At 67.3% G+C, this 25,410-nt stretch carries 23 protein-coding genes and 1 pseudogene; 15 read left to right on the top strand and 9 right to left on the bottom strand.

All coding sequences use genetic code 11. The features are described 5' to 3' along the window. Positions 1-59 precede the first annotated feature (59 nt). Entirely contained in the window at positions 60-1,319 is a 1,260-nt protein-coding gene (locus BLV25_RS05465) for a chloride channel protein (protein ID WP_092731303.1), read from the top strand. A 203-nt stretch (positions 1,320-1,522) separates the two neighbouring features. Here the strand turns inward: BLV25_RS05465 and BLV25_RS05460 are convergent, their stop codons facing one another. Continuing rightward, positions 1,523-2,806: a DUF6498-containing protein gene (locus BLV25_RS05460; RefSeq protein WP_092731301.1), complete on the bottom strand. Its 1,284-nt coding sequence runs from the start codon at positions 2,804-2,806 to the stop codon at positions 1,523-1,525. 384 nt (positions 2,807-3,190) lie between these two features. On the opposite strand from BLV25_RS05460, the gene BLV25_RS05455 reads away from it, so the two are divergent. The 6 genes and pseudogenes from BLV25_RS05455 (at position 3,191) to BLV25_RS05430 (ending at position 8,915) form a co-directional block, all read left to right on the top strand. Further along, the gene (locus BLV25_RS05455; protein ID WP_092731299.1) at positions 3,191-3,910 is read left to right on the top strand and encodes a hypothetical protein; all 720 of its coding nucleotides are present in this window, start codon (positions 3,191-3,193) and stop codon (positions 3,908-3,910) included. A 39-nt stretch (positions 3,911-3,949) separates the two neighbouring features. Beyond that, positions 3,950-4,807: an ABC transporter ATP-binding protein gene (locus BLV25_RS05450; RefSeq protein ID WP_092731297.1), complete on the top strand. Its 858-nt coding sequence runs from the start codon at positions 3,950-3,952 to the stop codon at positions 4,805-4,807. A 59-nt stretch (positions 4,808-4,866) separates the two neighbouring features. Next, positions 4,867-6,417 (top strand): hypothetical protein, encoded by a 1,551-nt coding sequence (locus tag BLV25_RS05445; RefSeq protein ID WP_256335655.1) that lies wholly within the window; start codon positions 4,867-4,869, stop codon positions 6,415-6,417. A gap of 472 nt (positions 6,418-6,889) precedes the next feature. Beyond that, positions 6,890-8,155 (top strand): annotated as a pseudogene (locus BLV25_RS05440) (RNA-guided endonuclease InsQ/TnpB family protein). Positions 8,156-8,332: 177 nt separating this feature from the next. Further along, on the top strand, positions 8,333-8,569 hold the full coding sequence (locus tag BLV25_RS05435) for a hypothetical protein (RefSeq protein ID WP_092731293.1): 237 nt from the start codon (positions 8,333-8,335) through the stop codon (positions 8,567-8,569). Further along, entirely contained in the window at positions 8,562-8,915 is a 354-nt protein-coding gene (locus tag BLV25_RS05430; protein ID WP_092731291.1) for a type II toxin-antitoxin system PemK/MazF family toxin, read from the top strand. Before BLV25_RS05435 ends, BLV25_RS05430 begins: the two co-directional genes overlap by 8 nt. 1 nt (position 8,916) lies before the next feature. Here the strand turns inward: BLV25_RS05430 and BLV25_RS05425 are convergent, their stop codons facing one another. Both BLV25_RS05425 and BLV25_RS05420 read right to left on the bottom strand, forming a co-directional pair. Then, a complete protein-coding gene (locus tag BLV25_RS05425; RefSeq protein WP_021075149.1) occupies positions 8,917-9,213 on the bottom strand; it encodes a chorismate mutase in 297 nt (98 codons plus the stop codon). Positions 9,214-9,227: 14 nt separating this feature from the next. Beyond that, the gene (locus BLV25_RS05420) at positions 9,228-10,163 is read right to left on the bottom strand and encodes a shikimate kinase (RefSeq protein ID WP_092731289.1); all 936 of its coding nucleotides are present in this window, start codon (positions 10,161-10,163) and stop codon (positions 9,228-9,230) included. Between the two features lie 151 nt (positions 10,164-10,314). On the opposite strand from BLV25_RS05420, the gene BLV25_RS05415 reads away from it, so the two are divergent. Beyond that, positions 10,315-10,782: a DUF5796 family protein gene (locus BLV25_RS05415; protein WP_092731819.1), complete on the top strand. Its 468-nt coding sequence runs from the start codon at positions 10,315-10,317 to the stop codon at positions 10,780-10,782. 9 nt (positions 10,783-10,791) lie between these two features. Here BLV25_RS05415 and BLV25_RS05410 read toward each other — a convergent pair whose 3' ends face one another. Further along, positions 10,792-12,483, bottom strand: coding sequence for an acyl-CoA mutase large subunit family protein (locus tag BLV25_RS05410; RefSeq protein ID WP_092731287.1), 1,692 nt, complete (start codon positions 12,481-12,483; stop codon positions 10,792-10,794). A gap of 134 nt (positions 12,484-12,617) precedes the next feature. On the opposite strand from BLV25_RS05410, the gene BLV25_RS05405 reads away from it, so the two are divergent. Next, on the top strand, positions 12,618-13,019 hold the full coding sequence (locus BLV25_RS05405) for a nascent polypeptide-associated complex protein (protein WP_092731284.1): 402 nt from the start codon (positions 12,618-12,620) through the stop codon (positions 13,017-13,019). Then, positions 13,016-13,837 (top strand): 50S ribosomal protein L11 methyltransferase, encoded by an 822-nt coding sequence (locus BLV25_RS05400; RefSeq protein WP_092731283.1) that lies wholly within the window; start codon positions 13,016-13,018, stop codon positions 13,835-13,837. Before BLV25_RS05405 ends, BLV25_RS05400 begins: the two co-directional genes overlap by 4 nt. A gap of 128 nt (positions 13,838-13,965) precedes the next feature. Here the strand turns inward: BLV25_RS05400 and BLV25_RS05395 are convergent, their stop codons facing one another. Beyond that, positions 13,966-14,292, bottom strand: a complete 327-nt coding sequence (locus BLV25_RS05395) for a transcription factor S (RefSeq protein ID WP_021075143.1) — start codon at positions 14,290-14,292, stop codon at positions 13,966-13,968. 203 nt (positions 14,293-14,495) lie between these two features. Here BLV25_RS05395 and BLV25_RS05390 point away from each other — a divergent pair, with 203 nt between their 5' ends. Next, positions 14,496-15,821, top strand: coding sequence for an MFS transporter (locus BLV25_RS05390; RefSeq protein WP_021075142.1), 1,326 nt, complete (start codon positions 14,496-14,498; stop codon positions 15,819-15,821). Positions 15,822-15,833: 12 nt separating this feature from the next. On the opposite strand, the gene BLV25_RS05385 is transcribed toward BLV25_RS05390, so the two are convergent. After that, positions 15,834-16,238 (bottom strand): CBS domain-containing protein, encoded by a 405-nt coding sequence (locus BLV25_RS05385; protein WP_092731281.1) that lies wholly within the window; start codon positions 16,236-16,238, stop codon positions 15,834-15,836. 148 nt (positions 16,239-16,386) lie between these two features. Here BLV25_RS05385 and BLV25_RS05380 point away from each other — a divergent pair, with 148 nt between their 5' ends. Continuing rightward, positions 16,387-16,899, top strand: coding sequence for a DUF5797 family protein (locus tag BLV25_RS05380; protein ID WP_021075140.1), 513 nt, complete (start codon positions 16,387-16,389; stop codon positions 16,897-16,899). 177 nt (positions 16,900-17,076) lie between these two features. On the opposite strand, the gene BLV25_RS05375 is transcribed toward BLV25_RS05380, so the two are convergent. The 3 genes from BLV25_RS05375 to BLV25_RS05365 all read right to left on the bottom strand — a co-directional run bounded on the left by BLV25_RS05375 (position 17,077) and on the right by BLV25_RS05365 (position 20,706). Further along, positions 17,077-18,144 (bottom strand): ornithine cyclodeaminase family protein, encoded by a 1,068-nt coding sequence (locus BLV25_RS05375; RefSeq protein WP_092731279.1) that lies wholly within the window; start codon positions 18,142-18,144, stop codon positions 17,077-17,079. Positions 18,145-18,281: 137 nt separating this feature from the next. Next, positions 18,282-19,466, bottom strand: coding sequence for an MFS transporter (locus BLV25_RS05370; protein WP_092731277.1), 1,185 nt, complete (start codon positions 19,464-19,466; stop codon positions 18,282-18,284). A 79-nt stretch (positions 19,467-19,545) separates the two neighbouring features. Then, positions 19,546-20,706 carry a M24 family metallopeptidase gene (locus BLV25_RS05365; protein WP_092731275.1) on the bottom strand — a complete coding sequence of 387 codons (1,161 nt, stop codon included), beginning with the start codon at positions 20,704-20,706 and terminating at the stop codon, positions 19,546-19,548. Positions 20,707-21,024: 318 nt separating this feature from the next. Here BLV25_RS05365 and BLV25_RS05360 point away from each other — a divergent pair, with 318 nt between their 5' ends. The 3 genes from BLV25_RS05360 (at position 21,025) to BLV25_RS05350 (ending at position 25,330) form a co-directional block, all read left to right on the top strand. Next, complete coding sequence (locus BLV25_RS05360) at positions 21,025-21,993, top strand: transcription initiation factor IIB (protein ID WP_021075136.1); 969 nt, start codon at positions 21,025-21,027, stop codon at positions 21,991-21,993. A gap of 76 nt (positions 21,994-22,069) precedes the next feature. Further along, the gene (locus BLV25_RS05355; RefSeq protein WP_092731273.1) at positions 22,070-22,546 is read left to right on the top strand and encodes an NUDIX hydrolase; all 477 of its coding nucleotides are present in this window, start codon (positions 22,070-22,072) and stop codon (positions 22,544-22,546) included. Between the two features lie 159 nt (positions 22,547-22,705). Continuing rightward, positions 22,706-25,330, top strand: coding sequence for a DUF7527 domain-containing protein (locus BLV25_RS05350; RefSeq protein ID WP_092731271.1), 2,625 nt, complete (start codon positions 22,706-22,708; stop codon positions 25,328-25,330). The last annotated feature ends 80 nt before the right edge of the window (positions 25,331-25,410 follow it).

Below are 25,410 nucleotides of genomic sequence, written 5' to 3'. Positions count from 1 at the left end.
TCGGTCACCCGAACAACAAAACGTAAATCAAGCCCCGCTACTCCTCGTAGGTCGCTGTGATGGGACTAGTACAGTTCAACGAGCGAAAATTCCACCATATGCTCGTTGTCGCCGCAATTCTGGGCATCGGCGTCGGCGTCGCCGCCACGGGATTCCGCATCATCTGGCTCGCTCTCAAGGACGCTCTCTGGGCCACCTTCAGCGCGACGTACTGGCGTGTGCCCGTCAGTATCGCCGCCGGGATACTCATCGGGACGATCCTCTACAGCACGTTCTATCCGGGCGCTCTCTCGGCGCTCGTCCAGCAGCTCCACACCGAGGGTCGCGTGGATCTCGAAGAGAACATCCCCGTCATTCCGGTGGGCCTTATCGGCCTCGTCGCCGGACAGAACGCCGGGCCGGAAGGCGTGATGTCCATTGTCGGCGGATCGTTCGGAACGTACACTTCCGAGTTGTTCGATCTGGAGAGCTCCACGAAATTGCTTACCCTCGCGGGGATGGGCGCGGGATTCGGAACGATTCTCGGTGCCCCAATCGGTGGGGCACTCCTCTGGTTGGAACTCCCACACGAGCGTGGGTTGGAGTATTACGAAGCCATCATCCCGACGCTCATCGCGTCGTTTGCCGGCTATCTTACCGAGGTCACGCTCGGGGGAATGCAACTCTTTCCCACGTGGCGGACGGCGTCGTTGACGCCATTAGCCCCCGTGGATTTGGGATGGGCTATACTCATCGGCTTCGTCTGCATCCCGTTCGGGCTGGTGTACACGCGTAGTTTCTCGATTATCGGACGGCTGTTCCGGCAGGCATCCCTCGCGGTGTATATCCGGACGACCATTGCCGGCGCCGTTATCGGCGTGCTTGGCTGGCTGGTGCCGCTGTCGTACTTTTACGGCGGCGCGAAGATGAACGAACTCATTCAGAACGGAGCGTCGCTCGGCGTTGACGGCCTCTTACTCACGCTTGGGACAGTTATGATTGCAGCAGGGGTGACGATTCACGGCAACTGGATTGGCGGCCTCATTATCCCACATATGTTTATGGGAGCCATCGTCGGGTTGACGGCGGCTCTCGTCGTGCCCGGGCTGCCTCCCGTTTTGGCGATGCTTACTGGAATGGCGGCGTTCAATTCTGTCGTTACCGGGACGCCCCTTTCGTCTGCGCTCATCGCTATTGCGCTCTCCAATGGAGCAAGCATCACGCCCGTATTTCTGGCGTCTCTGGTTGCCTTTGCGGCGAGTCCAACTGTCCCCTTTATTGAGGAAGTTGCGCCACGGGCAGAGTCCGGAAGCATCCTTCCGTTCGACGAGAACCGCTGATGCGGTCGTGTGTCAACGGTATCCGTCATTCAGAATGGTTCATTCGCAAGTAGATTCTTATGGCTGATTCGGCTATGAATATCGTGGAATAAACACTGTGACAACGTTCATCGTCGAGCTACCCATCATACAACATAAACCAAAGTCTCTACCAACAGTTTACGCGACGTTATCAGCAGCGTTCCACCGCCGCAGCTCTTACACTACGTTTCCTCCGTCCGCTGGACGCCGTTAGCACGACGGTCGAACACGTCAAGGATCGGTTCGGGATCCTCGAGGTGCGGAAGCCGCAACTCACGATCGGCACGCTCGATGACGACCGTTGACGTCTTGAGCCACCCGTGAAGCCGATCACGTTCAACGCGTACGCCGTGTTCGTCCCACGGCTCGATCCGCCACAGACGCGTTCGGAACAGTCGATCGTAGGCAACGATCTCCTCTTCCGAGATCCGGTACTCGACGCCACCGTATCGCAACCCGTAGTCGATCGTGAGAAGTCCCATCGGAACGATGAAACCGGCTCCGACGAGGACGAGAACGATATCCCAGACTTCTCCCATCAGAAACAGCATCGAAATGAGAAGGAGAAATCCGCCGACGGCCAACGCACCCGGGTGCCGTCGGACGTGGGCAGGCGAGAGGCCGCCGACCAATCGCCCTGCGAGGGTCGGTCGCAGCCGCGCGTCGACGTCGCTCACCGGTTCGATCGGATCATCGGACGGCGGCTCGTACGCCCAGCCGAGTTCGAGGGACGATGCCGCATCGAAGGCGGCGAGCCGATCGCGGTACAGGCCCCCGAGATCGAAACTGAACTTCACGAGAACGATCCCGACGAGGATCGGGAACCCGACGAGCGTCGGATCGACGGCCGTGATCGGATCGTCGGATGCGACCGAGTCCGCGGCAAGCCCGACGAAGGTCGCCGTGAGTAGCCCGCCGACGCCGATCACTGCAGCACGCATGAAAACATCTTGAATCGCGGTCTGAGCGCTGTGATCGCGGTATCCTCCTCGGTAAAAATACTCGAGAGACGTCGAGGCACCCTCGCTGAGAAAGATGCCGAAGGCGGAGAGCGTCACCATCACCAGCGCGTCCGGCTCGGGCGTTTCCGGGCCTATCACGCCGACGGTCGTCACACCTGCAAAGAACCAGACCAGCGTGAGGACGGGGATCGCAACGGCGAGAACGGGCAGCGTCGAGAATCGAACGCCGAGCTCGGTGAACGGCACCGGTATCGCGGTACGCTTGCGCGCCAGCGCGCCGCCGATCAGCGGATCGGAGTCGAACTCCGACGGTCGACCGGCAAACGCCGCCTTCACGAGGGCCCAAAACGAGAGGATCCCGAGCTCGAACCAATAGAGGAAGACGAGCGCGGCGAGATCCCACCCGAGGGCGACGACGCCGACGAGCGGCAGCGTGTTCGCGACGATAACGGCGATCGTCTCGGATGGAGGGCTGTAGCGCAGCACGGTTTTGAGGAGGGCCATCCACCGACTATGCCGGTCGTCCGGGACAAATAGTTGTCCGTCTTACGCTTCCAAGCCGGACAAGCTCCTCGTGGCGGGGAGTCTCTCGGTATCCCGGGGAGTACGTCTCGCCATGGCGGAATCTGTGCGTTCCACCCGGAGGTGCAGGCCGAGGCGGTTCACTGGGTCAGTCGAGCGCCGAACGCTTTGGTTCGGGGGAAACCCTTTGAAGTCCCCGGTAGAACTGGTCCCTATGAGGTCCCTCCACGCGAGATCCCTCCACACGAGATCCCTCCACGCGAGATCCCGCCACCGGATGTGTACCCGAGACGGTCCGACGCTCTTGCCGTGGATCGCTCCGGGAGATCCACCAGATTCGTCGAACGCCCCACGACTTCCGGAGTGATGATACTCACGGTCGTTGGGTTCGGATTCATCACCCTTGGCCTCGCCATCGGCTGGTATGGTCTCCGGCCGCTTGCGGTCGTCCCGAAGGTCCTCTCCGCCTCCGTTCAGGACCCGAGCACCGTCACGGATGACGAGTCGTTCGCCGTCTGTCGTGGAGCGGCGAACGACTCCGGAGCGACGCTTTCGGCCCCGTTCACTGGAGCGCGGTGTCTCGGCTTCGAGTTCGACGTCACCGAACGACAACCGTTCGGGATCGGCGTCCCGTGGTTTCAGGCCCACCTCGACGATGGCGTCGCGACGCGTCCGTTCACCCTTGAGGGACCTCGTGGCGGCCTCGATGTCGAACCGTCACCGAAGCGGTTCGCGCTCGATACGGAGTCGACGGTCCTCACGGTCGGCGCGAACGAGACCCCGCCGGAACGAATCCAACGGTTCGTCGACGTGAGAGACGATCTCGAACCGGTTGCAGAATGGATACGGATCGTCCCTGGACTCGGCACGCGTCGCTACGTCGAACGTCGGATCGATCCCGGTGAGAAGTATCTCGTTGCGGGGTCTCCCGAACGGAGGCAGCACGAGGTCGCCCTCACGGGCGATCTCGTGATAACCGATCGCTCTCCGGGACGATTCGCGATCGCACGTCTTCGACGTGCCGCGTTTCCGACGCTGATCGCGGTCGTCTTCATCACCGTCGGAGTCGGAGGCATCGTCGTATGATCGATCGCAGCACCGGACCCATCGGAGTACCTTGTTGAGATGACCAGAGAGAGACACGCCATCGAGACGCGAGACCTGACGAAACGATTCGAAACGGACGTCGCCGTCGACGGGCTCGACTTGGCCGTCGAACGCGGCACGGTATACGGCTTCCTGGGACCGAACGGTGCGGGAAAAACGACCACGATGCGGATGTTGACGTCGCTGACGCGGCCGACCGACGGCGAGGCGTGGATCGACGGGAAGCCCGTCTCGGATCGCGACGCAATTCGAGCATCGATCGGGTATCTCCCCGAGGAACCGCCGGTCTTCGACGAGCTCACCGGCCGCGAACAACTCGAGTACTTCGGGCGACTTCGGAATATTCCCGCGGCCGAGCTGAACGACCGAATCGTGACGTGGCTGGACCGCTTCGGTCTCACTGGGGATGCCGACAAGCGAATCGCGGACTACTCGAAGGGGATGCGCCAGAAAGTCGGCCTGATACAGGCGTTGCTACACGACCCCGACGTCGTGTTTCTCGACGAGCCGACAAGCGGCTTGGACCCGCGGGCGGCCCGGACCGTTCTCGACGTCATTGCGGAGCTGACCGACGACGGTCACACGGTGTTTCTGTCGACGCACATCCTCTCGGTCGTCGAGGAGCTCGCGGACGTGGTGGGCGTTCTCTCCGAGGGCGACCTCGTTACCGAGGGTTCGCCCGCGGAACTCACAGCTCGGATGGAAGCGGAAGCGGGAACGACGCTTGAGGACGTGTTCCTCTCGGTCACCGCCGAACGGGATCCGGTCGCGCCCGAATCGGAATCCGAGGCGATCGCCGGTCCCGGAAACCCACGGGACGGATCGAACGGAGACGCCGACGGGACTGCATCGAGCACGCGACCCGACGATCGATGACACGAGCGAGACGTCCACACCTCGTTGCCCGTACCGAGCTCCGACGTCGCTGGCGGGCGATGAAGGAGAACTCGGCGCAGTTAGTGGCCCTCGCGTTCGCGGCCGTGCTGCTGTTTCCGGTCGCTATCGCCGGCGTGTTTGGCGCGTACTTTGCCGGCGGCTTCGTCGCCGGAACCGAGACCGAACCGCTCATCGAGTTGGTCCGAACGGGATTCGTTTACGGATGGATCTTCGTCGTGGGATTCGGCGGCTATCGTGCGTACGCCGTCGCGCTCCGCCCCGACAACCTCGACGGGTTGTTGACGACGATCTCACACCGTGCTGTGATCGGCGGTCTCGTCCTCACGGAACTCGTGCTCTGGTCCGCGTTCCTGCTCACGGTGGGAAGCGCCGCCACGGTCGCGTTCGCCATCGGCGCTGGCTCGATCCGTACGATCCCCGTCGTGTTTCTCACGCTCTGTCTTCTGCTCGCAACCGGCCTTCCGACGGGATTCGTGCTCGCACTTGGCGTCCGAAACGCCGGCGTTCGCTCGGTCTTGTTGAGCCGTCTGCGAATGCTGTTCCTTCTCCTCCTCGGTCTCGGGTACTTCGTGGTGATCGTTACGAACGCGTTTGCGTCGATACTCGAGCCGATCCATCGAGTCCTCGCGCCGACGCCGATCAACTGGTTCGGAGACCTTGCGGCGATCGGACTCGGAATCGGCGCGTCGCCGCTCCGCGCGATCGGCGCGATCGGATTCTCGGCAGTGTGTATCATCGCGGCCGTCGCATCGCTGTTCCGGCTGTCGGACTGGCTCTGGTACGCCGATGGGGTTCACGTTACCCACGAGGTGGATCGAACGGGGAACGAGTCGTCGACGTTCGGCGTGCTCTCACGAGTCCTCTCGCGCCCCGCCGTCGGCGTGGTCGCGGTTGATTGGAAACGTGCCCGTCGGTCGCCGATCTCGCTCTCGTTTGCGCTGTATCCGGTGATCGTTCTCGCCGGGCCGATCGTCACTGCCGTCCAGTCCGGCGAGATCGGGACTGGACTTCCGCTGTGGATACTTCTCAGCGGCACGTGGATCGCCGGTGCGCTGTTCGCGCTCAACGTGATCGGCCAGGAGGGTGCGGCGCTCCCGGTCACGCTCCTCTCGGAAACGCCCGAGCGGGCACTGATCGTCGGGCACGTCGTTTCCGGTGGCCTACTGCTTGCTCCCGTGACCGTCGTGGCAACCGTCGGTACGGCCGTTCTGAGCCCACACTCGCTGCCGACCGTCGCGAGTCTCGGCGTCTCGGCCGTCGTGTTATCCGCCGTTTCGGGCACGATCGCGACGGGCATCGGCGCCGTGTTTCCACGCTTTGAGGCGGTTAGCGTTTCCCGAAGCAGGAAGGCGATCGTGCCGAGCATCCCGGGATTCGTCGGCTACTCGACCGTGATCCTCGTCGTTGCCCTCCCGACCGTGATCGCCCATTCGGGCACCGTTGGGCATGCGATATCCTCGTTCCTCGGCATCGACCAGTTCCTGATCGGCGTTCTCGGAACGGTCATATCGGTCGTGTTCGCGTGTCTGGCCTGCATCGGATCGATGCACGTCGCACGGGACCGCGTTAGCGATTACCGCATCGAGTGAACACGAGCCACTACCGGATCGAGCGAACGGAAGCGACTACCGGATCGAGCGAACGGTCCCACGCGTGCATTGCGATCACGGTACCGTCCGAGTATCGCGTCTCTTCTCGAAAGGGGGTGGAAGGAGCGTGTGACGGTTCTCCTTCCGGGTCAATGGATCATCTTAGTTAACCTAAACGTTTCGTGAACCGCCTCGGGATCGAGCGGTTCGAGACGCTTCGCGTCTCGTCATCACGGAACTCGGAGACTTTCGAACGGTCACGGTCAAACGACGCGTTCGACGTTCGAAGACGTGTGTTTTGAGCCGTGTCCATTCGTCCGCTGCTCCCCCTTGTTCAGCGGTTTCGAGGCGGAGCCTCCGGCCTCAAGGAGCGAGCAGGCCGGAGAGGAAGCCGACAACTCCGGCACAAACCACGGACTGTGGCCGCCTTTTCTCCCCAATTCTAATAAACCACCAAGCACACATCTGACGTATGGAGGTGCGGCGCACTGTCCCGGTGAAACTCGACGTGGACAGTGACGACGCCGCACTTCTCCGCGAGACAGTTGATGAGTTTCTGTGGGCCGCGAACTACGTCGTGGACCACGCTTGGCAGGGCGAATACAAGACGACCAGCAAGGCACAGTTGCAGGAGGAAACCTACGACGAGGTACGCGACCGGACACGGTTGCACGCGAATCTCGTCCAGAACGCCCGCAACAAGGCCGCCGACGCCGTTCAGGGCGTCGTCGCTCGCTGGAAACAGGGCGAGTACGCTGGCAAACCACATTTCTCGAAGCCGACCGTGGTGTACGACAAGCGGTGAGCCACGTTCCACGACGAGTACGTGTCGCTGGCGACCGTAGATGGACGTATCGAAGTCGCGTACGTTCTGCCAGACGAGGACCGCGACACACCTCACAGCCGGTATCTCGACAACGACGACTACGAGGTGACGGGGGCGGAACTCCACAACAGGGACGGCGAGTGGTTCCTCCATCTTCGCACAAAGGCGGAGGTGGAGTCCGACACGCCGGAACAGGCGACGGCCGGGCACAACACAGTCCTCGGCGTTGACCTCGGCGTGAACCAACTCGCGGTCACTTCGACGGGCACGTTCTGGAGCGGTCACGAGTTCGACCACTGGCGGCGCGAGTACGAGAAACGCCGTGCATCCTTCCAGCAGTGTGGGTCACGTCACGCCCACGAGAACATCCAGTCGGTCGGGCGCAAAGAGACGGGGCGGTTCAAACTGATGCTCCACCGGATTGCGAACGGCATCATCGAAGAAGCCGCCGAAAACGGTTGTACGGTCATCGCCTTCGAGGAGTTGACCGGCATCCGCGACCGCCTCTCGGGTGCGTCGTGGGGCCACAAGTGGGCCTTCGAGCGGTTGTACGAGTACGTCGAATACAAGGCCGAACCCAACGGCATCGACGTGGAGCAGGTGGACCCGGAGAATACGTCACGCCGTTGCTCACACTGTGGGTTCACGCATCCGGACAACCGCGACGGCGAGGAGTTCGCGTGCCTGAAATGTGGCTACGAGAACCACGCTGACTACAACGCGGCAAAAAACATTGGACTGCGGTATCTCCGCCGTAACCAAACTGGGGACGGCGGAGGCGCACCCGTAGGCGTGCGCTTGAATCGCGGGACGCTGAACGCGAGCGGAGAATATGAATCTCCTGTCGAAAATTCCGGCCAGAGCGGGAGTCCACGCGAAAGCCCCATCACCAGAACCGAAGGTTCTGGTTAGCAGTCAGAAGCTCCGCTTCTGACGACACCCTCAACGAAGCGAACGGCGAAGCCGTGAGCGAGTAGGGTGGGGTAGTTTACGTAGCTGAAATCCATAATACACCCCGTAACCGCTACGGGGAAATCCGTGGGTAATAGTGGGTAACACATATCCGCGGTGGGTCCGTACCGTTCCCCGATGAAAGTCGACGCAACGGACCTCAAAACGAACGAGACGGACGAACGGGGTCGAGTCTACCTCGGCACCGAGTACGCGAACAAGCGCGTAACCGTCGCAGTCGTTGAGGTAGAGTCAGACCGACCGGACGACGACGAGCTGGCAGCCGCCTATCGGGAGGCCTCCGAGAGCGCGGAGGCACTCGCCGAGGAGTGGAGCGAAACGTCCGACGAAGCGTGGGAACGCCTCGATGAGTGAGGATACGGACGTGCGACGGGGCGACGTGGTTATCATTCGACTCGACCCCGCTGAAGGACACGAGATGAAGAAGACGCGCCCGGCCGTGGTCGTTCAAAACGATATCGGAAACCGGAACTCCAGTACGACCATCGTCGCGCCCGTCACGGGGACCTACCGCGAGTATCCGTTCGAGGTGTTCGTCGAGGCGGACGGGTCACCGCTCGAAAAGAATTCGTCAATCCGGCTCGACCAGATTCGAACCGTCTCGGTTCCGGAACGGATTCACTCGGTCGTCGGTTCACTCGACGGACCCACGATGGCTGCAGTCGACGAGGCGTTACAGCTGAGTCTCGGCCTCGACTGAGCTACCGGCTCTCGCGTTGCTCCACTTTGTTCAACTCGATCAGCAGTCGGAAGATCGCCTTCACGAGGTTCGCGTCGACGTCGAACTGCTCGGCGTTCTCGCCGGCCCGCTCCATCACGCGGGCCTCCTGTGACTCGTCGGTCGTGGGCAGGTCCCGCTCCTCCTTGACGGCGGCGACGGTATCGGCGACGTAGGTGCGGCGGGCGATCAGCTCGACGATCTCGCGGTCGATGTCCTCGATCTCGGCACGCAGCTCGTCGAGGCTCATCTCCTCCGGGGTTTGGTCGTTCGATGTCATGGTGATGATCGTGGTCAGTCAGTCAGGATCCGTGCGCCGTCGGAGCGGGTGGTCGTCGATCGGACGGTTCCCTCGCGGTCGTCCCACAGGTCGCGAACGCGGTCGAGGTCCGTCCCGGGATCCGTGGGGTCGGAAACGGCCACCACGCTGGGGCCGGTCCCGGACAGCGAGACGCCGGTGACGTGGGGCATCGCCTCGACGGCCGGCTCCGGGGAGAAGCCGAGGGCGGCCGAGAAGGCCAGCCCGTTGACGGACATCGCCGTCGCGTACCGACCCTCGCGGGCCAGCTCGGCGACGAGGTCGGCCATCGGGGCGACGTTCTCACAGCGGGCGACGTCGGCGTCGGCGCTGTAGGCGCGCTCGGGCGGCGTCCAGACGAGGACGTCCCAGTCGACGACGTCCCGCCGCACCAGCTCGTCCGCGGCGTTGTCGGTGAGCGTGACGCCGCCGAGCATCGACGCGGACGCGTCGTCGAACGCGCCGGTCGCCGTGACGCCCGCCTCGCGGGCGGCCGTGACGCCGAGCCGGCACGCCTCCAGCCGGGTGACGTCGGGATCGTCGGTCGCTGCCGCATCGACGGCCGCTTCCGCACCGACGCCGCCGGACCGATCCCCGACGGTCACGTCGAGCGCGGCACAGGTCGCCAGCACGGTCGCGTTCGCTGCCGCGCTCGAGCTCTTGAGCCCGGCCGCCAGCGGGACGTCGCTGTCCGTGCGCACCGTCCCGCCCTCGCCGTCGCCCCAGCGCTCGGTGGCGAGCGCGACGCAGCGTTCGATCAGCTCGGTGTCGGCGGTCGGGGCCGCGGCGATCTCGCCGGTGACGTCGTCGGCGTCCGGGTCGAGCTCGACCGTCGCGCGCGTCTCGACGTCGATGCCGAACGCGGACCCGGTGCCGGTCGCCAGCGCGTTGAGGACCGTTCCGGCGCCCAACGCGGCTGCCCGTCCCTCCATACCGATGGACTCCCGAGCGAGGGCATAGATGTGGCGGTCTCGGTCGACCGGCCGGACCGCTGACCGCGGGAGGGTCGAAGCGTCCGAGCGGACCGTCGATGCGCGGCGGGGGAACGCGTCCCTTTTTGCCGCCGCGGCCGGACCGATCGATATGTCCTCGCCAGCGCGGTCCGACGTCCCGCCGAGCACCCTCGGCGTCGAGCTCCGGGAGGAAGGCGTCGTGGTGGAGTACCTCGACGGCCGAACCACGCTCTATCGCGGCGTCCCGACGGAAGTCGAGGGGACGCTCACGGCCGGCCCCGGCAAGGAGACGCACGTGCTCGTGACCGACCCGACCGAGACCGAGGGCGTGATGACCTACGTGAACGACCTCAAGACCCACGACGAGATCCTGGAGGACAGCGGCGTGGGACGAGTGATCTTCGAGCCCGGCGAAAGCGAGGAACTGTTCCCCGGCGTCGCCGCCAGACGCGTCGGCGAGCGGACGCAGGTCGAGGCCGACCCCGAGCTGGCCGGCGGCCGCGTCTTCGTGTTCCTGGAGGACGACTGGAGCGAGCGGAGCTTCGAGATCGTCGCCCCGCCCGCGGCCGGCATCGGAACGTTCGAGGCCGAGGAGTGACGTGATCGGCTACATCGCCGTCGATCCCGACTCCGGCCGGTACTCCCCGAACTCCTCGCGCAGGACGTCACAGACCTCCTGAACGGTCGCGTATCGCTTGACCGCGGTCACGATCGGCGGCAGGAGGTTCCGGTCGCCGCGGGCCGCCGCACGCACGTCGGCGAGCGCGTCGTCGACGGCGTCGGCGTCGCGGTCGGCCTTCACCGCCGCGAGGCGTTCACGCTGGTCGCGCTCCAGATCCGGGTCGACCTCCTGGAGGTCGATCGCCGGCTCCTCGTCGGTTTCGTAGGCGTTGACGCCGACGATGATACGCTCGCCCTCCTCGATCTCGCGCTGGCGCTCGAAGGCGACCTCCCGGATCCGCCGCTGGACCCATCCGCTTTCGACCGCCGGGAGCATCCCGCCGCGGCGGTCGACCTCCTCGATGATCTCGCGGGCGCGCTCCTCGATGCCGTCGGTCAGGCTCTCCACGTAGTACGACCCGGCGAGCGGGTCGATCGTGTCGGCCACGCCCGACTCGTGGGCGAGTATCTGCTGGGTCCGCAGCGCCGTCCGAACCGACCGTTCGGTCGGGAGCGCCAGCGCCTCGTCCTTCCCGTTGGTGTGGAGGCTCTGGGCGCCGCCGAGAACGGCCGCGAGCGCCTGGTAGGCGACCCTGACGACGTTGTTCTCGACCTGCTGGGCGGTGAGCGTCGATCCGCCGGTCTGGGCGTGGAACTTGAGCCGTTTGGCGTCGGGGTCGGCGGCGTCGAAGCGGTCCTCCATGATCCGCGCCCACAGCCGGCGAGCCGCGCGGAACTTCGCCGTCTCCTCGAGGACGTCGTTGTGCGCGTTGAAGAAAAACGAGATCCGCGGCGCGAACGCGTCGACGTCCAGTCCCGCGTCGATCGCGGCCTCGACGTACGCGATCCCGTTCGCGAGCGTGAAGGCGACCTCCTGGGCGGCCGTCGAGCCGGCCTCTCGAATGTGGTATCCCGAGACCGAGATCGTGTTGAACTTCGGCGTCTCATCGGCACAAAAGTCGAAGACGTCCGTGACGAGTCGCATCGACGGTTCCGGCGGGTAGATGTAGAGGTTCCGCGCGATGTACTCCTTCATCACGTCGTTCTGGATCGTTCCGCGGAGCTCCGCCCGCGGGACGCCCTGCCGGTCGCCGACCGCGACGTACATCGCCAACAGCACCGCCGCCGGGGCGTTGATCGTCATCGACGTCGAGACCTCCTCGAGCGGAATTCCCTCGAAGACGCGCTCGAAGTCGGCGAGCGTGTCGATCGCGACCCCGGACCGGCCGACCTCCCCTCGGGCCATCGACGCGTCGGAGTCGTAGCCCATCTGGGTCGGGAGGTCGAACGCCATCGACAGCCCCGAGGACCCCTCGTCGATCAGGTATCGAAACCGCTCGTTGGTCTCGCGTGCCGTCCCCATCCCGGCGTACTGGCGCATCGTCCAGAGCCGGCCGCGGTACATCGTTGCATAGACCCCCCGCGTGAACGGTTCCTCGCCCGGGAAACCGAGGTCCGCGTCGTACTCGAGGTCCGCGACGTCCGCGGGCGTGTACAGCGGATCGACCGACTGCCCCTCGGTGTCGGTGGTGAACTCCGCGTGGCGCTGGCCGGCGCTATCGACGGCCGGGTCGTGGGATTCGGTTTCCCACTCCGCCTTCGCCTCCCGGATCGCCGCGAGGTCCTCGGGATCGAACATCACCGAAACGTCGGCCCTGTATGACTTAACTGTGGGGCAGCTTCGCGAGGCTCGCGCCGCGACGATCCCGTTTCGCCCCGCGAGGCCGCTTCCCGTTCGTCACCCTTTTGCTGCCACGAGCGCGACTCGGTGGTATGCTTGGAGGCGGCGGTATGAACCCGCGAAAGATGAAACAGATGATGAAACAGATGGGGATCGACGTCACCGAACTCGACGTCGAGGAGGTCGTCATCCGGACCGACGAGGAGGACCTCGTCTTCGACGGCCCGCAGGTCACGAGGATGGACGCCCAGGGACAGGAGACCTACCAGGTCGTCGGCGAGCCCGAGTCCGTCGAGTCCGGAGCCGGCGGAAGCGGTGCGGGCTCGGCGGCCGAGCTGACGGCCGACGACGAAAGCGGCGGCTCGGGCGTGGCGATCCCGGAGGACGACGTGATGATCGTCGCCGAGCGTGCCGGCGTCAGCGAGGAGGACGCCATCGAGGCGCTCGAGGCCGAGGAGGGCGACCTCGCGGCCGCCATCGCCCGCCTGGAGTGACCGACCCCGCCTACCTCCTGATCGGCGACGGTCGGGAGTACCTGCTCGAGCCCGGCGAGGAGTTCGGTACCGACCTCGGCGTCCTGAAGCTGCCGGCCGACGCCGAACACGGCGACGTGGTCGAGACGCACCTCGGGGAGGCCTTCGAGGTGCGCGAACTCCGCCTCCCGGACCTGTTCGACCACCTCGAGCGCACCGGCGCGCCGATGATGCCCCGCGACGTCGGGCTCGTGATCGGCCACGTCGGGATCGCCGCGGGCGACCGCGTCCTCGACGCCGGCACCGGCACGGGCATCCTCGCCGCGGCGCTCGGGCGAGCGGGCGCGACCGTCCGGAGCTACGAGCGGGACCCGGAGTTCGCCGACGTGGCTCGCGAGAACATGCGGATCGCGGGGGTTGACGACCGCGTCGACGTCCGCACCGGCGACCTCGCCGCGGTCCTGGCGGGCGACGAGGAGCCGGCCGAGGACGGCGCGGAGCCGGCCGAACCAACCGAACCAACCGAGCCGACCGAGGGCGACGCTGACCGCACACCGGTCGAGGATCGGTTCGACGTGCTCACCCTCGACACCGGCGACGCCGCGGACGTCGTCGCGCACGCGCCCGACGTGCTCGTCCCTGGCGGGTTCCTCGCCGCCTACTCGCCGTTCGTCGAGGGAACCCGCGCGATCGTCGAGGCCGCCCGCGAGGTCGGCCTCGAAGGCGTCGAGACGCTGGAGACGATCCAGCGGGAGATGGACTTCTCCGAGCGCGGGTCTCGACCCTCGACCGCGGGGGTCGGCCACACCGGCTATCTGACGTTCGCACGGCGTCCGTAGGGCTGGCTCGTCGAGTCGTCATCCCGGTCGGTTCCCGGGGATCGGAACGTCTGGAGATCGGAACGCCTGGAGATCGGAACGCACGGAGCCTGAACCGGAGTCCGGCGTCGAACGACGCGACCGCGCGGTTAGTGGTCGTCCTCGCGCCACTTGTGTTCGCACTCGGTACAGACGAAGAAGCGGGTCTCCGACTCGTCGGCCGCCCGGATCTGTTGCATATACCAGTAGGCGGAGTCGTTGCCACACTCCGGACAGTGGACCGTCGTGGTCGGAAGCCCCTTGTCCTCGGCGTCGCTGACGTCGACGATCTCGGAGGACTCCTGGCCCTGGGTGGTCACCATCGCGGCCTCCTTGCGTTCGTCGCGACCCTTCTCGAAGCCGCAGGCGGTACAGACCCAGTGGTCCTCGCCCTCGCCGGCCTTCATCATCGAGCCGCACTCGTCGCAAAACTCCATACGCGGTGAATGCCACGCCACGGTATATAAACGACGGGATCGGGGAAGGTGCCCGGGGCCGTTCGGGGATCGTCCCCGTACGACATATGGAACCCGTCACCGCCAGACATATGGAACCCGTCCCCTCGCCGACGTACGGAAGCCGCGGCACGCGGTTCACCAGACGGAAGACCCTTCAATCGGACCCTCGAACGCCCCTCCAGATGGGACTGCTCGGACGGCTGGCCTCGCCGATCGTCGGGGCCGACAGACGAGTGATCGTGTTGGGGTCGGCCCGGATGGTCGGCGCGATCGGCAACTCGTTTCTGATCGTCGTCCTCCCGCTGTACATCGCCAGCGGCGTGGTCGACCTCGGGGCGCTGCTCGGCGGTCGCGTCGGGGTCGGTCCGGCGTCGATCCCGGTTACGGAGCCGCTGCTCATCGGGATCGTGCTCTCGCTGTTCGGGTTTCTCAACAGCTTCTCCCAGCCGTGGACGGGGCGGCTCTCCGACCGCGTCGGAAAGCGCCGGCCGTTCATCCTGGCGGGGATCGCCCTGTTGGGGACCGCGAGCGGCCTCTACGTCTTCGCGACCGACTACTGGACGCTCGTGGTGCTGCGGGCGGCACAGGGAATCGGCGCGGCCCTGACCATTCCGGCGGTCGTCGCGCTCGTGAACGAGTACGCCGCGAGCCCCGACGAACGCGGGGAGAACTTCGGCGTGTTCAACACGTTCCGGCTGTTCGGGTTCGGGTTCGGGCCGATCCTCGCGGGCGTCGTCGTCGAGGCGGGGCCCTACGACCTCTCGGCGCTGGGCATCGAGACGGCCTTCGGGCGGCCGGCGGTGGTCTCCGGGTACGACGCCGCGTTCCTCGCGGCCTGCGCGGGGGCGTACCTCTCGTTCGCGCTCGTCTACTGGCTGGTCCACGACACCGAGGAGTCCGCGAAGGCGAGCGGCAAGGACGTCTCGATCCGCGTGTTCGGGGACGACCGGCTCTTCGATCCGGTGTTCGCGCTCGGGCTCGCGACCGTCGCGATGGGGATCTGCATCGCGCTGTTCGCCACGCTGCAAAACCAGATCAACCTCCGGCTCGGCCAGGCGCCCGTCTGGTTCGGGATCCAGTTCGCGGCCGTGACGATCGCGAACGTCGTCTTCCAGGTCCCGGTGGGGCGTGCGGCCGACCGGTTCGGCCGACGGCCGTTCCTCGTCGCCGGATTCGTCCTGCTGGTTCCGTCGACGCTGCTGCAGGGGATCGTCACGACGCCGGTCACGATGCTCGTCGTCCGCCTGATTCAGGGGATCTCCGTCGCGCTCGCGTTCCCGCCGTCGCTGGCGATCGCCGGCGACATCGCCAAGGAGGGCGAGTCCGGCTCGACGTTGTCGGTGCTCACGATGGGATTCGGGCTCGGGATCGCGATCGGCCCGCTGACCTCCGGGATCCTGGTCGAGTACGGCTTCGTCGTCCCGTTCGCGGCCGGATCGGCGCTGGCGGTGCTGGCGTTCGTCGCCGTGGTGACCCAGGTCGACGAGACGCTCGGCGTGTCGACGTGATCGAATGCCCGGTCAGGCGGTCCGCCGCGGCTGCAGGCCGGAGATGTACTTCGTCAGGTCGGTCGTGGAGACGACTCCGATGACGCCCCCGTCGTCGTCGACGACGGGAAGGTGGTGAATGCCCTGCTCGATCATCACGTCCGCGACGTCCGTGATCGGGTCCTGCGCGCTGGCGGTGATGACGTCGGTGCTCATGTAGCGCTCGACGGTCGTCTGCGCCTTCGGCTTGCTCGCGGCGACGATGTGAACGAAGTCCGTCGTCGTCAGGATGCCCTCGAGCCGGCCGTCGTCGTCGACGACGACCAGCGATCCGATGCCCTCCTCGAGCAGCAGCGAGGCGGCCTCCTCGACGAAGGTGTCCGGATGTACCGTGATCGCCTCGCTCGTCATGACGCGTCCGACGAGAATGTCGTCCATACATCGGTATGTGGTAGCACATAGAATAAGGGTGTCGACACGGCCGGTCGAACCCGCGACCGAACCGAGCGTGCGAGTCGGGTGTTCCCCCGGCGTCCCACGACCGGGATTCGGAACGTCCTTACTGGCGGGCAAGGTAGCCGGCGGTATGAGTCTCACCGACGAGGAGCTGGACCGGCTCGCGGACGTGGTCCGGCTGCAGCCGACGAAGAACGCCGAGCTCCAGGCGGCGTGGGGGATGGACTCCGGCAGCGAGGTGCACGGCTACCTCGAGTCCAACCTCAAGGAATACTACTTCCGGGACGACAACAGCCTCATCCGCGCGACCGCCGAAGCCGCCGATCTCGTCGACGTCGAACCCGGCATCGAGGCGGACGGCGACGACCCCGACGGGAACGGAGTGCCGAGCGTCATCCGCGTCCCGGAGCTGGAGGCGCGCGTCTTCGCCGTCGTGGCCGGACCGGACGAGCGGTCGGAGTCGGTCGTCAGCGTGCTCAACGGGCTCCGGGAGGAGTTCGACCTCGACCCCGACGTGGAGGACGTTCGGAAGGCGCTACAGAGCCTCCGGCGCAAGAACGTCGTCGAGGTGGTCTACCGCACGGTTCCGACGTTCCGGCTCGCGGTGGAGCGCGACGCGGTCGACGTCGAGATCGCCGAGTGACCGCCGTCCGCCGGACGGGTGACCGGCGATCGAGGCTCGAACGCGGCCATATTTAAGTTGTTTCTGGAAGTTACAAGGCTACAACCCCGCCCTTCAGGGCGGGGAGGACGTCAAAGGTTTCCACCGTGTCCCGATACGTGGCTGGCGCCGTTTCTCCCACGTCACGGTATTGCCACCCTACACGTCGACGTCGCGTCCGACGCCGCGACGCTGCGCCTCAGTATATAAGTGCTCGGCGGCTGCGGCGTCGAGGACCGCGCTCCCGACCGACTCGACGACGATGACCTCGGCGTCCGATCCCCGCCCAGCCGTCCCCTCGAGCGCGGCCGAAAGCGGGGTGAGGTCGGCGGCGGTAACGTCGTCCGGGATGTCGCCCGTGTGGGCCGCCTCGGACGGGACGTCGCCGAAGAGGCGGTCGGCGCGCCGGATCGTCTCGGCGTCGAGCTCGCGCATCGACTCGTCGTAGGCGCCGATCGCCACCACGAGCGCTCCCGGCTCGAGGTCGGCGCCGTCGAAGACCGGCTCGCTCGCCGGGGTCGCGGTGACGACGACGGTCGCCCCCGCCACCGCCGCCCGCGGCGAGTCGACCGCCGTCGCGTCGATCCCTTCCGAGCGGAGCGTCTCCGCACACTCGTTCCGGGAGTCGCTGGGAGAGTAGACGCGGACGCGGTCGAGGTCGGTCGCGGCGTCGATCGCCCTGACCTGCCAGCGCGCCTGCCTGCCGGCGCCGATCACGCCGAGCGTGACCGGTCCGTCGGTCGCGAGCGCGCGGGCGGCGACGCCACCGATACAGCCCGTTCTGGCGTTCGTGATCCGGGATCCGGAGAGGTAGGCGACCGGCAGTCCGGTCGCCGCGTCCGTGAGCGCGATCGTGGCGTTGACCGTCTCGAGCCCGCGCCCCGGGTTGTTCTCGTGAACCGCGGCGAGCTTCGTGGCGTAGGTCTCAGCGCCGTGGACGTACGCCGGCATCACGAGCGCCGTCCCGAAGGGTCCCGCAACCGAACCGTTCCCGCCCGATTCGCCGCCATCCGACCCACCCGACTCGTCGCCGTCGGATCCACCCAACTCGCCGTCGTCGGACCCCTCCGGTGCCGGGACCGTCAGCCCGGTTCCGACCGGGAAGTGCGGCCGGTCGGGTCGTTCGACCTCGCCGCGACCCTGCTTCCGGAACGCCTCGTCGACCACCTCGAGGAGCGCCTCGAGATCGAGGACGCTCGCGACGTCGTCATCCGAGAGAACGCGCATATCGTCCCGTGAGAGGCGGCCTCGTTCCTAAATCGTTTCGGCGATCGGAATCGTGAACGGGGCGTGCGGGGCGGGCGAGAAACGAGCGCCGTCACAGCCCGAGCCGCAGCACCGTCACAGCCCGAGCCGCAGCACCGTCACAACCCAAGCCGCAGCACCCGGTTCGCCGTCAGCGCGCTCGCCCCGATCGCCATCACGAGGGTCAACAGACCGAACGCGACGGTCCAGCCCGCGACGTCGGAGACGGTGCCGACGATGACGCTCCCGGAGGCGCCGAGCACCATGTAGACGGTGCGAACGAGTCCGAAGCCGGCGCCGCGCTCGGCGTCGCCGAGGAGGTCCATAAAGCGGGACTGGACCGGCGCGCCCCACGACATCGCGACGCCGACGCCGATCGTGGCCGTCGCGAGAGCGACTAGCCCCAGTCCCGCCGTCGCGGCGTAAACGAGCCCCCCGTACCCGAGGATCCCGGATACCATCGTCAGCGTCGCGACGGCGTCCCGGCCGAGCCGGTCGGAGACCGCCCCGAGGACCGGCTGGAGCCCGCCGTGCACCAGGAAGTACAGCGAGAACAGGAGGCTCGCGGCGGCGGTGGACAGCCCGGCCGCGTCGGTGAGGAACGTCGGCAGGAACGAGGCGGTCGCCTGCCAGGCGAACGCGCCGAGCATCGCGAGCCCGGTCGTGTAGGCGATCGGGGGCCGCGAGACGAGCTCGACCAGCGGCGCGAGCGCGAACCGGTCGGCGAGCGCCTGGTCGGGCCGCAGCGGTTCGGTCGGACGAACCCGCCACGCGAACAGGGCGAAGACCGGAACCGCGACGAGGACGCCGAGCAGCATCGCCGCCCGCCAGCCGTACCGGGCCCCGACGAGCGCGGCCGCCGGCGGCGCGAGCAGACCCGCGGCGGGCCCGCCGGAGACGTGGATCCCGATCGCGCGACCGATGTCGTCGAACTCGCGGGTGAGAAGCGTCGTCGCGACCGAGTAGTGGAGCCCGGCGCCGGCGCCGAGCAGGACGGTGAACGCGAGGAACGCCCACACCGACGGGGAGAGGGCCAAAAGCAGCGCCGCGATCGCGGTGGCGCCGACCGCCACGAGGATGATCCGCCGTTCGCCGTACCGTTCCCCGAGCACGCCGGAGGGGAACTGCGAGAGCGCGTACGCCGCCCACATCCCCGAGAGCGCGAGCCCCACGGTGCCGTAGGAGACGCCGAAGTCGTCGGCCACGAGCGGAACGACCGGGCTGATCGCCAGCCGAGCGACCATCGTCGCGCTGAACGCGAGGGTACACAGCCCGAGGACCGTGTAGGCGTACCGGCGCGTCATACCGTCGGTTGGTGCCGTGCGGAACGGGCGTCTCGTCGTGCGGAACGGGCGTCTCGCTTTGCGGGCCGGGCACGTCGCATCAGTCGATCACGAACCGTTTCGGGTAGTCGGTGAGCGTCTCGCAGCCGTCCTCGGTGACGACGACGAGGTCCTCGACCCGGACGCCGCCCACGTCGGGGTCGTACAGCCCGGGCTCGATCGTCACGACGTTCCCCGGCTCGAGCTCGCCGGCGTCCATCGAGAGCCGCGGAGGTTCGTGGACGGCCAGTCCGACGCCGTGACCGGTCGAGTGGACGAACCCGGTCTCGGTCTCCGGGTCGCTGCGGAGCGTGGGGTGGCCCGCGTCCTCGTAGACCTCGCAGGCGGCGACGTGGACGTCCTCGCCGGTCGCCCCCGGCTCGACGGCGTCGACGGCCGCCTCCAGCGCCTCCAGCGTGCGGTCGTACCACTCCCGGAGCGTGTCGCCGGGATCGCCGACGGCGAAGGTCCGGGTCATGTCCGCGAAGTACTTCGTCTCGGTGTCCCGCGGAAAGACGTCGATGACGATCGACTCGCCGGCCGCGAGCGGACCCGACCCGCGGTCGTGGGGGTCGGCCGCCTGCGCGCCGCCGGCCACGATCGTCTCCGCGGACGCGCAGCCGTGCCGCAGCAGCGTCACCTCGATCGCCTCCCTGACGCGTTCGCTCGTCAGCGGCTCGCCGTCGTGGACGAGCGTCCCGTCGTCGACGTCCGCGTCGGCCAGCAGCGATTCCGCGGCCGCCATCGCGGCCTCGGTCGCCCGCTGTGCGGCCCGGATCCGGTCGACCTCGGCGTCGGTTTTGACGGCTCGAAGCGCCGTAAGCGCGTCCTCGCGGTCGATCGCGACGTCGATCCCGCGCTCGCGGAGCCCGTCGGCCGTCTCGATCGGCCCGCGTGCCGGCATCAGAACGGACTCGACGCCGACGTCGTCGAGGAAGGCGGCGTACATGTCGAGCCGCTCCTCGCGGCCGCCGTACTGGAAGTCGTACTCGGCGTGGCGGCGAACGACGTCGGCCCGCGAGCTCCGCTTCGCTCGGGCGTACTCGAGCCCGGAGACGAGCAGGTGCGTTCGGCCGTCCGCGTAGACGGTGAGAAACGGGTCCGGACCGGTGAATCCCGAGAGGTACAGCTGGTTCGGGTCCTCCCAGTCGGCGTCGATCAGGTACCCGTCGCGACCGGCGTCAGCGAGCGTCTCCGCGAGCGCCGTCAGCTCCCGAGTCATACCGATCGGTCCGGCGGCGCGGCCTATAGTGGTTGGCTTCCCGGCGGTCCGTTCGCGGCAGCGCGTCGGCGGACTGTGGCGTCACGGCGGCGAAATAATTATATATTGGATATGCCCGATCGGGCCGATCAGGATGTCACATCGCGGCGATCGAACGATTGGCCGTTTGAGACGTTCTCGGCTCAATTTTCTATAGGAATATGTTCGGAATTTATAAATACACTTATATGCGTTGATGCCCTATATTTTAGTGAGGAAGACGAAGCCGAGACGCATCTCTCGGACCCGACCAGCGGCACGCGGTCCCGACCCCATCCAATGAGCGAACACAGCATCACCCACACCGACGAACGCGAGAACGAGGAACTCGAGGCGACCGACGACGAGACGCTTCGCTGTCCCGAGTGCGGCGGCAACCTCACGACGGACACCGAACACGGCGAGACGGTCTGTGCGGACTGCGGACTCGTCGTGGAGGAGGACGAGATCGACCGCGGCCCCGAGTGGCGTGCGTTCGACTCCCGGGAGAAGGACGAGAAGTCCCGCGTGGGCGCCCCGACCACGGAGATGATGCACGACAAGGGGCTCTCGACGAACATCGGCTGGCAGGACAAGGACGCCTACGGCCGGTCGCTCTCGAGCCGCCAGCGTGAGAAGATGCAGCGACTCCGGACGTGGAACGAGCGCTTCCGGACGCGCGACTCCAAGGAACGGAACCTCAAGCAGGCGCTCGGCGAGATCGACCGGATGGCTTCCGCGCTCGGCCTCCCCGAGAACGTCCGCGAGACCGCCTCCGTCATCTACCGGCGCGCGCTCGACGAGGACCTCCTCCCCGGCCGCTCGATCGAGGGCGTCGCGACCGCCTCGCTGTACGCGGCCGCCCGCCAGGCCGGGACGCCGCGTTCCCTCGACGAGATCACCAACGTCTCCCGCGTCGAGAAGGACGAGATCGCACGCACGTACCGCTACGTCGTTCGTGAACTGAAGCTGGAGATCCAGCCGGCCGACCCGGAGAGCTACGTGCCGCGGTTCGCCTCCGATCTCGGCCTCTCCGACGAGGCGGAGATGCGCGCCCGACAGCTGCTGGATACGGCGAAGGACCAGGGCGTCCACTCCGGGAAGTCCCCGGTCGGGCTCGCCGCAGCCGCCGTCTACGCCGCCTCCCTGCTCACCAACGAGAAGGTCACGCAAAACGAGGTGAGCGAGGTCGCGAACATCTCCGAGGTCACGATCCGGAACCGCTACCACGAGCTGCTCGACGCCGAAGAGGACGTCGCGACGCTGTAGCGGGGCGGGGGAATCCGGTCCCGAGGGCGACTCCCGAACCGACATTCCTCTTACGACGCGCCGAATACGGGGCGGTATGGAAACCACCCGTCACTTCACCGCGACCGCGTACGTCGTCAACGACGGCGCCACCGCACTCCACGAACACGATCGGCTCGGCATTCGCGTTCCGCCGGGCGGACACATCGACCGCGACGAGCTGCCCCACGAGGCCGCGGTCCGTGAGGTGTACGAGGAGACCGGGCTCGAGGCGGAGCTCGTCGCCGACCGAGCCGGGATCGAGGGGCCGAACGGCCGGAGCCTTCCACGGCCGGCACACCTGTTGTTGTACGACATCAACGTCGACGAGGCGGGGCGGGTCGGCCACCAGCACGTCGACCATCTCTATTTCGCGCGCGTCCCGTCCCGGGATATCGACCCCGTCGGCACCGACGAGGTGGACGCCGACGGCTGGAAGTGGTACACGCCGGCCGATCTACGAGCGAGCGACCTGGACGCGGACGTGATCGACCTCGGCTGCGAGGCGATCGAGGCCGTTTCGGAAGCGGAGTGATCGAGGCCGTCTCGGAAGCGAAACGAGCGCGGCGGATCGGGACCGATCCGATCGCGGCGGGACCACGGGGCCGTTCGGGCCGGGACGCCGAGGCGCGGCGTCTGACGCCCGGCATTCGCTCCGGAAAGTATTTGCGTCGCCTCCGGCGAGATAACCCAAATGGATGGCGATCGCACCGACGTCGTGACCGAGTGGGAGGCGGAGACCGTCTCCGACGGGATCGCCGGGTTGAGCCGGCTCGCCGATCGCGACTTCTCGGGCGTGGTGACCGACGGGGCCGTCCGAGCCTATCTGTCGAACGGCCGCGTCGTCGGCGTCACCGGCGGGTCCCTGTCGGCGTTCGAGGACGCCTCCGGAACGGCCTACCGGGCACCCGACGAGTCGCTGCCGCTGCTGTTCGCGATGCAGACACGCGGCGGCGAACAGAAGGCGCAGTACTACACGAACGAGACGCCGATCTCGGAGGCCGACCGCACGCTCTCGCAGTCCAGCTTCACCGGCTACATCGAGCTCTCGGAGAACGTCCTCTCGGGCGACTACTACGTCGTGTATTACGGCGGCGAGTCGTTCCCGGTCGCGTTCATCGGCAACGCCGAACAGCTGAAGACCGGCGCCGAGGCGTTCGAGCTGGCCGACGACGAGGTCGGCATCTACACCGTCTACGAGGTCGACCTGGAGGTCCAGGACGTGCCGGAACCCGCCGCCGCGGCCGGATCGACCGTCGGCGGCCGGGGATCGTTCGCGGACGACCCCGGGTCGTCGACCGACGACGAGGAGCCGACCGAGCCGAGTGACGCAGCCGACGCCGATGCGGCGGGGAACGCCGACGGAGGGTCCGACGCCGGGGACGCCGACGCCGCCAGGAATGACGACGATGACGTGGCGGTCGCGACGGGTACCGATCCGGCCGCGAGCCCGGACGACGAGTCGGCGACCGCGGCAGAGCCCGACCGCGCTGCGAGCCCCGACGCGGCGACCGACGATGCCACGACCGCGGACCGCGCGACCGATGCGGAGACCGAAGGGGCGGCTGCCGACGCAGGGAACGCCGACGCCGGGACCACCGTCGACGACGCCGAGGGTGGTGCCGGCACCGAGCCAGCCGGTTCGGGACCCGACGACGCGGAACGGGGCGGCGGATCGGAACGCGACGAGGCGGAAACACGCCCCGAATCCGCCGGATCCCGGGCTGACGACGCCACGACGAGACCCGACGACACCGAAGCGGGACCCGACGACACCGAAGCGAAAATCGACGACGCCACGACCAGGCGATCCGATGCCGCCGCCACGACGGACGCCGGGACCGCAAGCGAACGCACGGGAGATCGGGAGCCGCGCCGGGACACGACGACCACGGACGCCGCGACCGGCCCCCGCCCGAGTCGCCATCGCGAGGCGGAGCGGCGGCGGGAGGCGGCTCCCTCCGGGGGCGACCAGAAATCCGCCGGAGAGCCCGACGCGTCCGACTCGGACAGCGTCTTCTCCCAGGAGGCCGAGTGGCGGGAGACGAAATCGATCCCGTCCATCGATCCGTCCGAGACGCGGGCGGACCGACGGTCCGCGGCGGGCGACGACGGGAACCCGGGCGCGAGCGCCGAGACCGGCGGATCCCGATCCGGTGCGAGCGAGCGGAGCCCGCGACCGACGGACCGATCGCCGGAGTCGCGACAGTCGGCGACGACGCGACGATCGGGGTCCGCAGCGGAATCCGGGTCGCAGTCGGCGCCGAACCGGCAAGGGTCGACGACGGACGCGAACGCGGGGACCGCCCGCTCCGGGTCGGAGCGACCCGACCTCCGGGAGGAGCTCGACCGGCTCGAGGGCGCGCTGGCGGAGACGACCGAGGAGCGCGACCGGCTCGAGGAGGAACGCGACCGGCTCGAGGAGGAGCGTGACCGCCTCCAGGCTGAACGTGACGACCTCATCGCCGAGCGGGACGAGCTCAGCGCCGAGGCCGACCGGCTCGAGGAGCGCGTCGGCGAGCTCGAGTCGGAGCTCGACCGGGTTCGGGGGGATCTGGAGGAGGCCCGCTCGCAGCTGCCCGAGGGCGACCGCGTGCTCTCGCCGGCGGACGCGCTGGCCGGGACGAACCTGTTCGTCCGGTACGGGTCGAAGGGCGGCGCGACGCTCGAGAAGGCCCACGACGGCTCGATCGGACACGACGAGCTGGTGAACAACCTCCGGATCGAACACCACACGAGCTTCGAGGACGAGCGGGCCGTCGTCGAGGGCCGGCCGTATCGGGAGTTCCTCGTCGAGACGATGGAGTTCGGATTCACGAAGTGGGTCGTCACCGAGCTGCTCTTCGAGATCCGCGAGACGGGGAACGTCAGCGGGCTCCAGGACCTCTACGACGCCATCCCGCGGATCGACCGGGCCGAGATCGGCGGGTCGGTCTCGCTGGTCTACGAGTCGGAGGGCGAGGAGCACCGCGAACAGCAGGCCTTCGACCTCGTGTTGCGCGACCGAATGGGCAATCCGCTCGTCGTCGCGGATCTCAACGACGGCCGCGACCCGACCCCCGAGGGAACCCTCGAGGGGCTGGTGGAGACGGGGTCGCGCCTCGCGGAGGGGAACGACGCCTTCACGGCGGGGTTCGCGGTCACCTCGAGCTTCTTCGAGCCCGGCGCCCTGGAGGAGGCCGCGGACGCGACCGGCGGCGGCCTGTTGAACCGGTCGAAGAAGCGGAGCTTCGTCAAGATCTCGCGGAAACAAGGGTTCCACCTCTGTCTGGCCGAGGCCCGCGATCGCGGGTTCCACCTGACGGTTCCGGAACTCTAGCGCGTCGCTGCGAGGCCGTACTCGCGGCGTCGTTTCGGTAGTCCCGCGCTTGGTCAGTCCCGAGTCACGCGTCTCGCCGG

This window comes from Halopenitus persicus, assembly GCF_900107205.1.
GTDB classification, from domain to species: Archaea; Halobacteriota; Halobacteria; order Halobacteriales; family Haloferacaceae; genus Halopenitus; species Halopenitus persicus.
Note: the sequence above shows the minus strand (reverse complement) of the source record. Positions and strands in the feature narration are given on the sequence as shown.

Coding starts and splice junctions, on each gene's coding strand:
- BLV25_RS05465 (WP_092731303.1), top strand. CDS start 60: ATGGGACTAGTACAGTTCAACGAGCGAAAATTCCACCATATGCTCGTT.
- BLV25_RS05460 (WP_092731301.1), bottom strand. CDS start 2,806: ATGGCCCTCCTCAAAACCGTGCTGCGCTACAGCCCTCCATCCGAGACG.
- BLV25_RS05455 (WP_092731299.1), top strand. CDS start 3,191: ATGATACTCACGGTCGTTGGGTTCGGATTCATCACCCTTGGCCTCGCC.
- BLV25_RS05450 (WP_092731297.1), top strand. CDS start 3,950: ATGACCAGAGAGAGACACGCCATCGAGACGCGAGACCTGACGAAACGA.
- BLV25_RS05445 (WP_256335655.1), top strand. CDS start 4,867: ATGAAGGAGAACTCGGCGCAGTTAGTGGCCCTCGCGTTCGCGGCCGTG.
- BLV25_RS05435 (WP_092731293.1), top strand. CDS start 8,333: ATGAAAGTCGACGCAACGGACCTCAAAACGAACGAGACGGACGAACGG.
- BLV25_RS05430 (WP_092731291.1), top strand. CDS start 8,562: ATGAGTGAGGATACGGACGTGCGACGGGGCGACGTGGTTATCATTCGA.
- BLV25_RS05425 (WP_021075149.1), bottom strand. CDS start 9,213: ATGACATCGAACGACCAAACCCCGGAGGAGATGAGCCTCGACGAGCTG.
- BLV25_RS05420 (WP_092731289.1), bottom strand. CDS start 10,163: ATGGAGGGACGGGCAGCCGCGTTGGGCGCCGGAACGGTCCTCAACGCG.
- BLV25_RS05415 (WP_092731819.1), top strand. CDS start 10,315: ATGTCCTCGCCAGCGCGGTCCGACGTCCCGCCGAGCACCCTCGGCGTC.
- BLV25_RS05410 (WP_092731287.1), bottom strand. CDS start 12,483: ATGTTCGATCCCGAGGACCTCGCGGCGATCCGGGAGGCGAAGGCGGAG.
- BLV25_RS05405 (WP_092731284.1), top strand. CDS start 12,618: ATGCTTGGAGGCGGCGGTATGAACCCGCGAAAGATGAAACAGATGATG.
- BLV25_RS05395 (WP_021075143.1), bottom strand. CDS start 14,292: ATGGAGTTTTGCGACGAGTGCGGCTCGATGATGAAGGCCGGCGAGGGC.
- BLV25_RS05390 (WP_021075142.1), top strand. CDS start 14,496: ATGGGACTGCTCGGACGGCTGGCCTCGCCGATCGTCGGGGCCGACAGA.
- BLV25_RS05385 (WP_092731281.1), bottom strand. CDS start 16,238: ATGGACGACATTCTCGTCGGACGCGTCATGACGAGCGAGGCGATCACG.
- BLV25_RS05380 (WP_021075140.1), top strand. CDS start 16,387: ATGAGTCTCACCGACGAGGAGCTGGACCGGCTCGCGGACGTGGTCCGG.
- BLV25_RS05375 (WP_092731279.1), bottom strand. CDS start 18,144: ATGCGCGTTCTCTCGGATGACGACGTCGCGAGCGTCCTCGATCTCGAG.
- BLV25_RS05370 (WP_092731277.1), bottom strand. CDS start 19,466: ATGACGCGCCGGTACGCCTACACGGTCCTCGGGCTGTGTACCCTCGCG.
- BLV25_RS05365 (WP_092731275.1), bottom strand. CDS start 20,706: ATGACTCGGGAGCTGACGGCGCTCGCGGAGACGCTCGCTGACGCCGGT.
- BLV25_RS05360 (WP_021075136.1), top strand. CDS start 21,025: ATGAGCGAACACAGCATCACCCACACCGACGAACGCGAGAACGAGGAA.
- BLV25_RS05355 (WP_092731273.1), top strand. CDS start 22,070: ATGGAAACCACCCGTCACTTCACCGCGACCGCGTACGTCGTCAACGAC.
- BLV25_RS05350 (WP_092731271.1), top strand. CDS start 22,706: ATGGATGGCGATCGCACCGACGTCGTGACCGAGTGGGAGGCGGAGACC.